Source organism: Limnohabitans sp. INBF003, from assembly GCF_055396645.1.
Genome location: NZ_AP029222.1, coordinates 108,188 through 121,624, shown reverse-complemented (window position 1 = coordinate 121,624; position 13,437 = coordinate 108,188). Strand labels below are relative to the sequence as shown.

At 60.0% G+C, this 13,437-nt stretch carries 11 protein-coding genes; 3 read left to right on the top strand and 8 right to left on the bottom strand.

The genetic code is table 11. From position 1 onward, the window contains the following. Positions 1–24: 24 nt before the first annotated feature. The 4 genes from ACZ5VE_RS00590 to ACZ5VE_RS00575 are packed head-to-tail and all read right to left on the bottom strand — an operon-like array spanning position 25 to position 4,794. Positions 25–1,101, bottom strand: a complete 1,077-nt coding sequence (locus ACZ5VE_RS00590; RefSeq protein WP_464456167.1) for a branched-chain amino acid ABC transporter permease — start codon at positions 1,099–1,101, stop codon at positions 25–27. 9 nt (positions 1,102–1,110) lie between these two features. Then, a complete protein-coding gene (locus ACZ5VE_RS00585; protein WP_464456166.1) occupies positions 1,111–2,040 on the bottom strand; it encodes a branched-chain amino acid ABC transporter permease in 930 nt (309 codons plus the stop codon). Between the two features lie 28 nt (positions 2,041–2,068). After that, positions 2,069–2,851, bottom strand: a complete 783-nt coding sequence (locus ACZ5VE_RS00580; RefSeq protein ID WP_464456165.1) for an ABC transporter ATP-binding protein — start codon at positions 2,849–2,851, stop codon at positions 2,069–2,071. Next, positions 2,848–4,794: an AMP-dependent synthetase/ligase gene (locus ACZ5VE_RS00575; RefSeq protein WP_464456164.1), complete on the bottom strand. Its 1,947-nt coding sequence runs from the start codon at positions 4,792–4,794 to the stop codon at positions 2,848–2,850. Before ACZ5VE_RS00575 ends, ACZ5VE_RS00580 begins: the two co-directional genes overlap by 4 nt. A gap of 167 nt (positions 4,795–4,961) precedes the next feature. Between ACZ5VE_RS00575 and ACZ5VE_RS00570 the strand changes: the two genes are divergently transcribed. The 3 genes from ACZ5VE_RS00570 (at position 4,962) to htpG (ending at position 8,869) form a co-directional block, all read left to right on the top strand. Further along, complete coding sequence (locus ACZ5VE_RS00570; protein ID WP_464456163.1) at positions 4,962–5,672, top strand: Crp/Fnr family transcriptional regulator; 711 nt, start codon at positions 4,962–4,964, stop codon at positions 5,670–5,672. A gap of 58 nt (positions 5,673–5,730) precedes the next feature. After that, positions 5,731–6,639 (top strand): pseudouridine synthase, encoded by a 909-nt coding sequence (locus ACZ5VE_RS00565; protein ID WP_464456162.1) that lies wholly within the window; start codon positions 5,731–5,733, stop codon positions 6,637–6,639. A 262-nt stretch (positions 6,640–6,901) separates the two neighbouring features. Then, entirely contained in the window at positions 6,902–8,869 is a 1,968-nt protein-coding gene (gene htpG / locus ACZ5VE_RS00560; protein ID WP_464456161.1) for a molecular chaperone HtpG, read from the top strand. A gap of 235 nt (positions 8,870–9,104) precedes the next feature. Here the strand turns inward: htpG and ACZ5VE_RS00555 are convergent, their stop codons facing one another. The 4 genes from ACZ5VE_RS00555 to ACZ5VE_RS00540 all read right to left on the bottom strand — a co-directional run bounded on the left by ACZ5VE_RS00555 (position 9,105) and on the right by ACZ5VE_RS00540 (position 13,275). Further along, the gene (locus tag ACZ5VE_RS00555; protein WP_464456160.1) at positions 9,105–10,172 is read right to left on the bottom strand and encodes an ABC transporter ATP-binding protein; all 1,068 of its coding nucleotides are present in this window, start codon (positions 10,170–10,172) and stop codon (positions 9,105–9,107) included. A 13-nt stretch (positions 10,173–10,185) separates the two neighbouring features. After that, positions 10,186–11,040, bottom strand: coding sequence for a carbohydrate ABC transporter permease (locus tag ACZ5VE_RS00550; protein WP_464456159.1), 855 nt, complete (start codon positions 11,038–11,040; stop codon positions 10,186–10,188). Further along, positions 11,037–11,915, bottom strand: a complete 879-nt coding sequence (locus ACZ5VE_RS00545) for a carbohydrate ABC transporter permease (RefSeq protein WP_464456158.1) — start codon at positions 11,913–11,915, stop codon at positions 11,037–11,039. The genes ACZ5VE_RS00550 and ACZ5VE_RS00545 overlap by 4 nt, the downstream gene beginning before the upstream one ends. Before the next feature lie 106 nt (positions 11,916–12,021). Then, positions 12,022–13,275 (bottom strand): ABC transporter substrate-binding protein, encoded by a 1,254-nt coding sequence (locus ACZ5VE_RS00540; RefSeq protein ID WP_464457527.1) that lies wholly within the window; start codon positions 13,273–13,275, stop codon positions 12,022–12,024. Positions 13,276–13,437 lie beyond the last annotated feature (162 nt).

The following is a 13,437-nucleotide window of genomic DNA, read 5'->3' as shown; positions in this document are numbered from 1 at the left end:
CAAAACCAAAAACCATCCACAAACTCAATGGGGGAATGGCCACAAGCGCAGCTTTTGCTTGGCAATCGACCACAGCTTGGCCAGGCCATGCGGTTCCACGATCAGGAACCACACGATCAAGCCGCCAAAAATCATCAACTCGGCATGCGACACACCGGCAGTGGAAATTTCAAACCCGACCAAGGCCGCCAAAGCAGGCAGGATCTGGCTCAGCGCAATCGGCAGCAAGGTGATGAAGGCCGCGCCCAGAAAACCGCCCAAGATGGAACCCAGGCCGCCAATGATCACCATGAACAACAGGCGGAAAGAAATGTCCACCGAGAAAGCCGCTGGCTCCCAGGCACCCAGGTAAATGAAGGCCCACAGCCCCCCGGCCACACCCACGATGAACGAGCTCACCGCAAACGCACTCAGCTTGGCGTACATGGGGCGGATGCCAATCACGGCGGCGGCCACGTCCATGTCGCGAATGGCCATCCACTCGCGGCCCACGGCGCTGCGCACCAGGTTTTTGGCCAGCAAGGCGACCACCATCAGCACGCCCAAGCACAACCAGTATTTGCTCAAGGCACTGTCAATCGGCAAGCCAAACACTTGCAGTTCGGACACCGACACCGAGCCCGATGGCGAATCGTTGGTCAGCCACTTGATGCGCAAGAACATCCAGTCGCTGAAGAACTGCGCGGCCAATGTGGCCACCGCCAGATAAAGCCCTTTGACGCGCAAGCTGGGCAAGCCAAACAAGATGCCGAACACCGTGGCGCACAAGCCGCCCAAGATCAAGGCGGGAATCAAAGGCAAGCCCGGAATGCGCACAAAGAAGTTGTAAGCGCCATAAGCCCCCACGGCCATGAAGGCGCCCGAACCCAGCGAAATCTGACCGCAGTAACCCACCAGGATATTCACACCCAAAGCCGCCAGCGACATGATGAGGAAGGGGATCAGGATCGCGCGGAAAAAGTAGTCGGAAGCCAGCATGGGCACCACCGCCACAGCAAACACCAACAGCAGCGCCATGACGACCCGGTCTTGCCGGATAGGCAGGATTTGCTGGTCCGCCCGGTACGAGGTTTTGAATTGACCGTTTTCTCTGTAGAACATATTTTTTCCTTACACGCGGTCGATGATCTTTTCGCCAAACAGACCTTGCGGACGGACCAGCAAGAAGCCCAGCGCCAACACATAGGCGAACCAGATCTCGATGCCGCCGCCGACAAAACCGCCCAAATACACCTCGGAGAGTTTTTCACCCACACCGATGATCAGACCACCGATGATGGCGCCGGGCACCGAAGTCAAGCCGCCCAAAATCACCACAGGCAAGGCCCGCAAGGCCACCGTGGCCAGCGAGAACTGCACACCCAGCTTGCTGCCCCAGATCATGCCGGCCACCAAAGCCACGATGCCGGCCACACACCACACGATCACCCAGATGCGGTTGAGCGGAATGCCGATCGACTGCGCGGCCTGGTGGTCATCGGCCACCGCACGCAAGGCGCGGCCTGTCGATGTTTTCTGGAAGAAGATCGTCAACAACGTGACCAGTGCCGCAGCAATCAAGGCCGCATAAAAGTCTTCCTTGTTGATCAGCACACCGCCCTGGAACATGCCTTCGAGGATGAAGACCGGGTCTTTGGGCATGCCAATGTCGATCTTGTAGATGCTGCTGCCAAACAGGGTTTGGCCCAAGCCTTCCAGGAAATAGGCAATGCCCAAGGTGGCCATCAGCAAGGTCGCGCCTTCCTGATTGACCAGATGGCGCAGCACCAGGTATTCCACCGCCCAAGCCACCACAAACATCACGACCGCCGCCATGGCAAATGCCAGCACGTTGGCCATCAGCAGACTGTTCACGCCCGTCCACTGCGGAATCCATTCGGAAAACCGCGCCATCGACAAAGCGCCAAACAGCACCATGGCGCCCTGGGCAAAGTTGAACACCCCGGACGCTTTGAAAATGAGCACAAAGCCCAAAGCGACCAGCGAATACAACATGCCCGCCATCAGGCCACCGAGCAATGTTTCAAGAAAGAATGCCATCTTTAAATCCTTGTTCGTGCGGGTTCGGTCAGTGCGAAGTGCCCAGATAGGCACTGATCACTTCTTCGTTGTTGCGCACTTCGTCGGGCGAGCCATCGCCAATCTTCTTGCCGTAGTCCAGCACCACCACGCGGTCAGAGATGTCCATCACCACACCCATGTCGTGCTCGATCAGCACCACGGTGGTGCCGAACTCGTCGTTCACATCGAGAATGAAGCGGCACATGTCCTGCTTTTCTTCGAGGTTCATGCCGGCCATGGGCTCGTCGAGCAGCAGCACCTGCGGCTCCATGGCCAAAGCGCGGCCCAAATCCACCCGTTTTTGCAAGCCGTAAGGCAGCTGGCCCACAGCGGTTTTGCGGAAGGCCTGAATCTCCAGAAAGTCAATGATGTGTTCGACTTTTTGGCGGTGTTCTTCTTCCTCGCGCTGGGCTGGGCCCACGCGCAAAGCCTGCATCAGCAAGTTGCTTTTGATCTTGAGGTTGCGACCCGACATGATGTTGTCGATCACGCTCATGCCCTTGAACAAAGCCAGATTCTGGAAGGTGCGGGCAATGCCCATCTCAGCCACTTGGCGGCTGTTCATGTGGTCAAAGGTTTGACCCCGGAAAGTGATGCTGCCCTCTTGCGGCGTGTAAACACCGTTGATGCAGTTGAGCATCGAGCTTTTACCGGCACCGTTGGGGCCAATGATGGCGCGCACTTCGTGTTCACGCACATTGAAAGAGATGTCGGTCAGCGCCTTGACGCCACCGAATCGCAAACTGATGTTCTTGACGTCAAGGATGACGTCGCCGATTTTCTTGGTCATGCTGCTGCCTTCACGGGTGTGAATGTCTTGGCGTCGGAAATCTTCAAAGTCGCGCTCACGCTGCCGCTGCGACCGTCTTCAAACTTCACCACCGTCTCGATGAACTGCTCGGTTTTGCCTTCATAAAGGCCATCCACCAGCGGTTTGTATTTGTCGGCAATGAAGCCACGGCGAACCTTGTTGGTGCGGGTCAATTCGCCATCGTCAGCGTCCAGCTCTTTGTGCAGGATCAAGAAGCGTGACACCTGACTACCCGCCAACAAAGCGTCTTCGGCCAGATCGGCATTGACCTTTTCCACACACTCCTGGATGAGTTCATACACCTCGGGCTTTTGCGCCAGGTCGGTGTAACCGGCATAAGGCAGGTTGCGGCGCTCGGCCCAGTTGCCCACGGCGTCGAAGTCGATGTTGACCATCACGCACACTTTTTCGCGCTGGTCGCCATAGGCCACGACCTCTTTGATGTGTGGGAAAAACTTGAGTTTGTTCTCGACGTATTTGGGCGCGAACATCGCACCGTCATTCGCGCCACCCTGGATGCGGCCCACGTCTTTCACGCGGTCGATGATCTTGAGGTGACCATGCGAGTCAATGAAGCCCGCGTCGCTGGTGTGGTACCAGCCGTCAGCCGTGAGCACCTCGGCCGTGGCTGCCGGGTTCTTGTAATACTCCTTGAGCAAACCGGGCGACTTGACCAGGATTTCGCCGTTGTCGGCCACCTTGATCTCCACGCCTTTGCAAGGCACACCCACGGTGTCGGCACGCGCTTCGTTGTCGGGTTGCAGGCACACGAACACGGCTGTTTCGGTGGAGCCATACAGCTGCTTGATGTTCACGCCGATCGAGCGGTAGAAGGTGAACAAGTCGGGGCCAATCGCCTCGCCTGCGGTGTAAGCCACGCGCACGCGGCTGAAACCCAGGTTGTTGCGCAGCGGACCATAAACCATCAGGTTACCCAGGGCGTATTTCAGGCGATCGACCAGGCCCACCGACTCGCCATCCATCAAGGCGGGGCCCACTTTTTTGGCCACGTTCATGAAGGCGTGGAACATCTTGCGCTTGAAGGCACCCGCGTCTTCCATGCGGATCATCACGCTGGTCAGCATGCCCTCGAACACACGGGGCGGTGCGAAGTAATAAGTCGGGCCGATCTCTTTCAGGTCAATGGTCACCGTGGCTGCCGACTCGGGGCAATTGACCACATAGCCGCAGACCAACCACTGCGCGTAGCTGAAGATGTTCTGGCCCACCCAAGCCGGGGGCATGTAGGCCAGCACGTCTTCTGCGTTGGTCAGCTTGTCAAACTCGGCACCGGCCTCGGCACGGTCGGTCAAAGAGCCATGCGTGTGCACCACGCCTTTGGGGTTGCCGGTGGTGCCTGATGTGAAGAACATCGCCGCCACATCGGTGTGTTGGGCTTTTTCGACTTCTTCAGAGAAAAATTGGGGGTGCTGCTTGGCAAACACCGCGCCCGCAGCGATCAGCTCTTCGAGCGAGCCCAGGCCGTCTTCGGTGTACTTGCGCAGACCGCGCGGGTCGTCGTAATAAATGTGCGTCAACTGCGGGCACTTTTCGCGCACCTCCAGCATCTTGTCGACCTGCTCTTGGTCTTCGACCACGCAAAACCGCACTTCGGCATTGGTGATCGGGAACACGCATTCAGCGGCAGCGGCATCCTGGTACAGCGGCACCGGAATCGCCCCCAACGACTGGGCGGCCAACATGGTGGCGTAAAGGCGTGGGCGGTTGGAGCCCACCACGATCAGGTGCTCACCGCGCTGCAAGCCCGCCTGGTGCAAACCGCAAGCCACGGCCTCGACCAAGCTGGCGAGGTCGGCCCAGTTCGTGGTTTGCCAAATGCCGTATTCCTTTTCACGCAGCGCAGGCGCACTCGGGCGCTCTGCAGCATGCTTGAGCATCAATCGGGGAAACGTTGTTTGCATGACCGGACCTGTCTCCAAAACTTGAACTGAAACGGCACACCCACACGGATGCGTCTTGATTCGAGAACGGATGCTATGGCCCAGTTTGACGTCAAGTTGTCGTTTCAACGACAATTCAGGGAAGACCCCTAGCACAACTGACCACTTCCTGACGCGCACGCCTTGCCATGACCACCGAACCCAGCGTTTACCAGCGCCGACGCGCCCCGACCCCCACCGAGCTGCAAGAAATCCCTTGGTTGGCCTTGCTGAGAGGCGACGAACGCGATCGGATCGTGCCCCAGTTGGTGGTCAGCGACCCCCAAACAGGCGACCACGTCTGCCGCGTCGGACGCCCTGTCACGTATTGGTTTGGTGTCATCTCGGGCTTGCTCAAGATGAGCACCGACAGCGAAAGCGGCCAGACCATGACCTTCACCGGCGTGCCCCCAGGTGGCTGGTTTGGCGAGGGCACGGCCCTCAAGCGCGAGGTCTACCGCTACAACATCCAGGCCCTGCGACCCAGTGTGGTGGCAGGTCTGCCGCTGGAGACCTTTCACTGGCTGATCGACCACTCACTGGGCTTCAACCGTTTCATCATGCACCAGCTCAATGAACGGCTGGGGCAGTTCATCGCCGCCCGCGAACTGGACCGCATGAACAACCCCGAACTGCGCCTGGCGCGGCACCTGGCCACCTTGTTCAACCCGGTGCTGTTTTCGGGTGTGGGCGAGGTGCTGCGCATCACCCAGCAAGAGCTTGCCTATCTGGTGGGCCTGTCGCGCCAGCGCGTGAACGAGGCCCTGCGCGTGCTTGAAGCGCGTCAGCTCATCCGTGTGGAATACGGCGGGCTGCGCATTCTGGATTTGAACGGGCTGCGCACCGCACAGTTTCAATGAACAAAAGAGGGACAATTGGCGACCTGCCGATCCGGCGCATTTCTGACCCTGTAAACCCATGACCCAGCCACCGGCTTTCAAACGTGCCCCTCGCCCCGAAGGCAAAGGCGAGACCGCCACACCCACCGGCACCTCGCGCCTGAACAAGCGCATGGCCGAGCTGCGCATGTGCTCGCGCCGCGAAGCCGATGCCTGGATTGAGCAAGGCTGGGTTTTGGTCAACGGCCAGCCCGCCAGCATGGGCCAACAGGTCACGCTGTCGGACCGCATCACGGTCGACAAGGCCGCCGAACAACAACAAGAGCGGCAAGTGACCATCTTGCTGCACAAGCCCATGGGCTATGTGAGCGGCCAAGCCGAAGACGGGCACGAGCCTGCCATCACACTCATCAACCCGCGCAGCCACTGGGGCGGTGACCCGTCCAAACTGCGCTTCACGCCGCCACACCTGCGGGGCCTGGCCCCCGCCGGGCGGCTGGACATCGACTCCACCGGCCTGCTGGTGCTGACGCAAGACGGCCGCGTGGCGCGCCAGTTGATCGGCGAAGACTCCGAGATGGAGAAGGAATATTTGGTGCGCGTGGCCTACACCGGCCACGAGAACACCGCTGCTGCCTCGGCCGCATCGGCCACCTATGGCGGCAAAGCCAACCAACTGACCGCCATTGGCGACTTCGATCGCGTCAGCGCCAACGTGCAAGCCGTGTTCCCCAAAGCGATGCTCGAGCGCCTGCGCCACGGCCTGAGCCTGGACGGCAAACCCCTCAAGCCCGCCAAAGTGGAATGGCAAAACCCCGAGCAACTGCGCTTTGTGCTGACCGAAGGCAAGAAGCGCCAGATCCGCCGCATGTGCGAACAAGTGGGCCTGAAAGTGGTGGGCCTCAAGCGCATCCGCATGGGCCATGTGCAGCTGGGCCAGATGCCTGCGGGAACATGGCGCTATTTGGGTCCGAACGAATCGTTCTGAAGCACGACGAGCTTGGTCAGCAGCTGGCTTGCGGGAGCACGATCTGGTGGGAGCGAGCCCCTGCTCGCGAATGTCTGCAAAGATCACTGATTTGATTCAAGCCATGCACCCCATTGACCATTCGGCCGCAGGGGCAGCCTCCCACAAACCCCAAGCCAGCCACTGCCAATACGCACCCCCCTTGAAATGCAAACGCCTGCCCTCAGCTAAGCAGCGTTTTGGTTATTCATCCTTTTGACCCCTGAACTTTTTGAAAACCGCTATGAGCAAACAAACCCATGCCTTTCAGGCCGAAGTCGCACAACTGTTGCACCTGGTCACCCACTCGCTGTATTCCAACCAAGAGATTTTTCTGCGCGAGCTGATCTCCAACGCCTCGGACGCCTGCGATAAGCTGCGCTTTGAAGCGCTCAACAATGCCGCGCTGTACGAAGACGCGCCTGAGCTGCAGGTGCGTTTATCCTTCGACAAAGCCGCCAAGACACTGACCATCACCGACAACGGCATCGGCATGACGGCGCAAGAAGCGATTGACCACCTGGGCACCATTGCCAAGAGCGGCACCAAGGACTTCATGAGCAAGCTGAGCGGCGACCAGAAGTCGGACGCGCAGCTGATCGGCCAGTTCGGTGTGGGCTTTTATTCGGGCTTCATCGTGGCGGAAAAAATCACCGTCGAAACCCGCCGCGCAGGCGCTGCAGCAACGGAAGGTGTGCGCTGGATCAGCGGTGGCACGGGCGACTTCGAGGTCGAAACCATCACCCGTGCCGAACGCGGCACCAGCGTGATCCTGCACCTGCGCGAAGAGGCGCTGGAATATGCCAACACCTGGAAGTTGAAAGAGATCGTCGGCAAATACTCCGACCACATCAGCCTGCCCATCCTGATGGAAAAGGAAGAGTGGAAAGACGGCGAGCTGATCGACCCGAACAATGAAGAAGGTGGCCGCCAGCCCGGCGCCATGGTCAAGACCGGCGAGTGGGAAACCATCAACAAGGCCAGCGCCTTGTGGACCCGCCCCAAGAAAGACATCACCGACGAGCAGTACGCCGACTTCTACAAACAGATCAGCCGCGACTTTGAAGCCCCGCTGACCTGGACGCACAACCGCGTGGAAGGCAGCACCGAATACACCCAGCTGCTCTACATCCCCGGCAAAGCGCCGCAAGACCTGTGGAACCGCGACAAGAAGGCCGGCATCAAGCTCTACGTCAAGCGCGTGTTCATCATGGACGAAGCCGAAGCGCTGATGCCCAGCTACCTGCGCTTTGTGAAGGGCGTGGTGGATTCCGCCGACCTGCCCCTGAACGTGAGCCGCGAACTGCTGCAGGAAAGCCGCGACGTCAAAGCCATCCGCGAAGGCTGCACCAAGCGCGTGCTGTCGATGCTGGAAGACTTGGCCAAACACGACAAGGCACCTGAAAGCACGGACGGTGTGACGGATGTCTTGTCAGAAGAAGACAAAGCCAAGCTCGGCCAATACACCCAGTTCTACGCCGAGTTCGGTGCGGTGCTGAAAGAAGGCCTGGGCGAAGACTTCGGCAACAAAGACCGCCTGACCAAGCTGCTGCGCTTCGCATCCACCACCAGCGACACCGTGAGTGTGAGCTTTGCCGACTACAAAGCCCGCATGAAAGAAGGCCAGGACGCGATCTACTACATCACCGCCGACACGCTGGCGGCAGCCAAGAACAGCCCGCAACTCGAAGTGTTCAAGAAAAAAGGCATCGAAGTGCTGCTGATGACCGACCGCGTGGACGAGTGGGCACTGAACTTCGTGCACGAGTTCGACGGCACCCCGCTGCAAAGCGTGGCCAAGGGCGCGTTTGACCTGGGCAAGCTGCAGGACGAAGAAGAAAAGAAAGCGGCCGAAGACGCGGCCGAAACCTTCAAGCCCGTGCTGGCCAAGCTGAAAGAGGCGCTGAAAGACAAAGCCGAAGACGTGCGCGTGACCAGCCGCCTGGTGGACAGCCCCGCCTGCCTGGTGGTGACAGACGACGGCATGAGCATGCAACTGGCCCGCATGCTCAAACAAGCCGGACAGCAAGCGCCTGAAGTCAAGCCCCTACTGGAAGTCAACCCCGAGCACGCGCTGGTCAAAAAACTCGACGGCTCGGTCCACTTCCACGACCTGGCCCACATCCTGTTTGACCAGGCCCTGCTGGCCGAAGGCGGCTTGCCCGCAGACCCTGCGGCTTATGTGAAGCGGGTCAATGCGTTGCTGAGCTGATCGGCGACCGCCCCAGTCAAAAGCCCCGCCAAACGCAAGTCTGGCGGAGCTTTTTCAATGTGGATGCAGCACGAAGGTATGTGGCGCTCTCACGGTCGACGTGACTTGACGTGATGTGACGTGAACGTATCCTGGTTCTGTAGGAGCTGGCCCTGCAAGCGAAAAGCCTCTGGTCCACATGCGTCTTATCGCCAGCAGGGCTGGCTCCTACCATGCCCACCGTTTGTGCCGATGCTCACCCCACTCTGTCGCCACTCACCCGGTCAAACAAATGCGACTGCTCGGCAGACCATTGCAGGTGCACCGCATCGCCCACACTCGCTTGCAGCACGCCCGGCACGCGGGCCGTGAGCTTGCCTGCGGCGGTGTCCACCGTGGCGTAGGTTTCGGGGCCGGTGGGCTCGATCATGCTGAGCGTGCCGGGCAAGCCTTGGGCCGCAAAGCTGATGATCTCGGGGCGCAGGCCATAGACCAGCTCGGCGTTGCCGTGCGCTTGCAGGGCGGCGCGTTGCGCGTCGGTGATGGCCAGTTCCACGCCGTGGGCGGTCAAGGCATTCCCTGCTCGCTGCGCGTCCACCATGTTCATGGCCGGTGAGCCGATGAACTCGGCCACAAAGCGGTTGGCCGGGCGGTTGTAGATTTGGGCAGGTGTGCCGAACTGTTGCACCAGGCCGTCTTTCATCACCGCGATGCGGTCGCCCAGCGTCATGGCTTCGACCTGGTCGTGCGTCACGTACACCGTGGTGGTTTTGGTGCGCTGGTGCAGCAGCTTGATCTCAGCGCGCATTTCCACGCGCAGCTTGGCGTCCAGGTTGGACAGCGGCTCGTCAAACAAAAACAGCTTGGGGTCACGCGCCAAGGCCCGGCCCATGGCCACGCGCTGACGCTGGCCGCCCGAGAGTTGCCCGGGCTTGCGGTCGAGCAGGTGGCCGATTTGCAGCATGGCCGACACGCGGTCCACGGCGGCTTTGCGCTCGGCCTTGGGCACTTTGCGGATCTCCAAACCGAAGGCGATGTTTTGCGCCACCGTCATGTTGGGGTAGAGCGCGTAGCTCTGGAACACCATGGCGATGTCGCGGTCCTTGCTGGGCAGGTTCGTCACGTCGCGCTCACCGATGTGGATGCTGCCGCTGCTGGGGTGGTCCAGGCCCGCGATCATCGACAGCAGCGTCGATTTGCCGCAGCCGGACGGGCCGACCAGAATCAAAAATTCTCCGGCTTCGATCTCCAGATCGATGCCCTTCAAGATGTGGACCGTGTCGTTGTAGGTCTTGTGGATGTTGCGAATGGCAAGTGCGCCCATGATGTTTTTCCCTTTAGCCCTTGACGGCGCCAGCCGTCAGGCCGCGCACAAAATATTTACCAGCCACCACGTACACAAACAGGGTGGGCAATGCCGCGATCAAGGCTGCGGCCATGTCGACGTTGTATTCCTTGACGGCGCTGGAGGTGTTGGCCAGGTTGTTCAGGCCCACCGTGATCGGTTTGCTGTCGGCACCCGAGAACACCACGCCGTACAAAAAGTCGTTCCAGATGTTGGTGAATTGCCAGATGAGTGTGACCACCAAAATCGGCAGCGACAGCGGCAGCACAATGCGGCGAAAGATCATCCAGAAGCCCGCACCATCAAGCTGAGCGGCCTTGATCAATTCATCGGGCAAGCCGATGTAGTAGTTGCGAAAGAACAGCGTGGTCGACGGGATGCCGGCCACCACATGCACCAGCATCAAGCCCCACACCGAGCTGGCCACACCCAGCCAGCCCAGCACCTGGCTCATGGGCAGCAGCACCACCTGCATGGGCATGAACACGCCAAACAGCATGAAGGCAAACAGGGTCTCGCTGCCACGGAATTTCCACTTGGAGAGCACATAGCCGTTGAGCGAGCCGATCAGCGTCGACGTCAGCACCGCAGGCACGACCATGACCATGGAGTTCCAGAAATAAGGCTTGAGGCCCTCGCACTGCACGCCTGTGCAGGCGGTGTCCCAGGCCTTGAACCACGCGTCCAGCGTGGGCGCTGTGGGCAGGCTCAGCAGGTTGCCTGCGCGCAGTTGCTCGGCGTCTTTGAGCGAGGTGGTCAGCATCACATACAGCGGCACCAGAAACCAGGCGGCAAACAACAGCAACATGGCCCACAGGATCAGGCGATGAAAATTCAGGCGGCTCATCGTTTGCCTCGCAATTCGGAATAAAGGTAAGGCACCACGATGGCGGCCACGGTGGCCAGCATCACGGTGGCACTGGCCGCGCCCACGCCAATCTGGCCACGGGTGAAGGCGGTGGCGTACATGAAGGTGGCGGGCAAATCGGTCGCATAACCAGGGCCACCTGCGGTGAGCGCCATGACCAGGTCAAAGCTCTTGATGGCCAGGTGCGAAACCACCAGCAAGGTGCTGAAAAACACCGGGCCGAGGCTGGGCAAAATGATGCGCCAGTAGATGGTCGGCAAGCTCGCGCCATCGACTTGCGCGGCCTTGATGATCGAATCGTCAATGCCGCGCAGCGCCGCCAAAAACAGCGCCATGACAAAGCCCGCGCTTTGCCAGACACCGGCAATCACCACGCAGTAAATGGCCATGTCTTGCTGAATCAGCCAATCAAAGCTGAAGCTGGTGAAGCCCCAGCTGTGCATCAGGTGCTCCAGCCCCAGGCCCGGGTTCATGATCCATTTCCAGGCGGTGCCGGTCACGATGAACGAGACCGCCATGGGGTACAAATAAATGGTGCGCAAGACGCCTTCGCCGCGCACCTTCTGGTCGAGCAAGATGGCCAGCAACACACCCAGCGCCATCGCGCCGCCAATGAACAAGGTGCCAAACACGGCCATGTTGCGCATGGCCACCTGGAAGCGGTCGCTGTCCATCAGGGCGGCGTAATGCTGCAGGCCCACAAAATCGTAGTTGGGCAAGATCCGCGACGCGGACATGGACAGGTAGCCGTTCCAGGCCATCAGGCCATAGATGAACAGCAGCGACACCACAAAGCTGGGCGCAATGACCAGCTTGGGCAGCCATGCGGCTTGTTGGGGGGATGATGCAGACATGGGTGATCCAATCAGGGGCCGACGCAGGCTGCGAGCTTGTGGCCCGCAACCCCGTGGCTAAAAAGACAACAGGCCGCCACGCGTTGCGGCAGGCCTGTTCAAAGACTTACTTGACCTTGGCCGCCGAAGCGATCTTGGCCTGAGCGTCGCGGGTAGCCATCTTGTCGTCGTTCCAGAACTGGCTGACCGCGTCCTGAATGGCACCCGATGTGGCCGAACCAATGGCCATGCCGTGCGCCACGGAAGGCACCAGCGCGCCGCTCTTGGCGGTCGCCACAAAGTCGTTCGAGCTCAGTTTGGCGCAGTCGTCAAACTTGGCCAGGTTCATGTTCAGGCGCACAGGGATCGAACCCTTGTTCAGATTAAACAGTTCCTGGAAGTCGGTGGACATGATGGCCGAGGCCAGGTCTTTCTGGGCCTTGACGTTGGCTTCATTCTTCAGCTTGAACAGCGCGAACGAATCCACGTTGAAGGTGAAGGACTTGGCAGTGCCAGGGGCTGCGGCGCAAGTGAAGTCTTTGCCGGGCGTCTTGCCAGCGGCCACAAACTCGCCCTTGGCCCAGTCACCCATCAGCTGCATGCCAGCTTCGCCCTTGATGACCATGGCAGTCGCGAGGTTCCAGTCGCGGCCAGCGGCGTTCTTGTCGGTGTAGCCCTTGACCTTCTTGAAGGTGTCGAGCACTTTGGTCATGGTCGCGCCGTTCAGTGTGCCCGCGTCCAGTTGCACCAAAGCCTTCTTGTAGAAGTCAGCGCCACCGACGCCCAGCGCCACGCTTTCGAACACGGTGAAGTCCTGCCAGTTCTGGCCACCGTGGGCCACAGGAATGATGCCGGCTTTTTTCAGGGCTTCAGCGGCCACAAAGAACTCGTCCCAGTTGGTCGGCACTTTGGTGCCGGCTTTCTTGAACGCGTCATTGCTGGCCCACAGCCAGTTCACGCGGTGCACGTTCACCGGGGCGGCAATGTAGTTGCCCTTGTATTTCATGACGTTGGCGACCACGGGGGGCAGCAGGCTGTCCCACTTTTCGGCCTTGGCCACGTCGTCGATGTTGGCCAACACGCCTTCGGCAGCCCATTCCTGCAAAGCAGGGCCCTTGATCTGGGCTGCAGCAGGTGCGTTGCCCGAAACGACGCGCGACTTGAGCACGGTCATGGCGTTGTCGCCGCCGCCGCCAGCCACGGCGAAATCTTTCCAGACATGGCCCTTGGCTTGCAAGGTGGCCTTCAGGGCAGCAGCGGCTTTGGCTTCGCCACCGCTGGTCCAGTAGTGCAGCACTTCGACTTCACCGGCTTGTGCCGTAGAGGCGGCAACGGCCAGCACGGCGGCTGTGGCCAAGATCGAACGCTGGAACAATTTCATAGCTTTCAAGAGAGTCTCCCGTTAGAGGCCACGCAGGGCCGGTGTGGATGTGCGAGGTGGCGAAATCGCCCACATGAACCTCGACGGACCGAATATTAATATTCTATTAATAAATTAACACTAGGTTAAACCCCAATGCCAAAATAGGCTGAATTGAGGGCA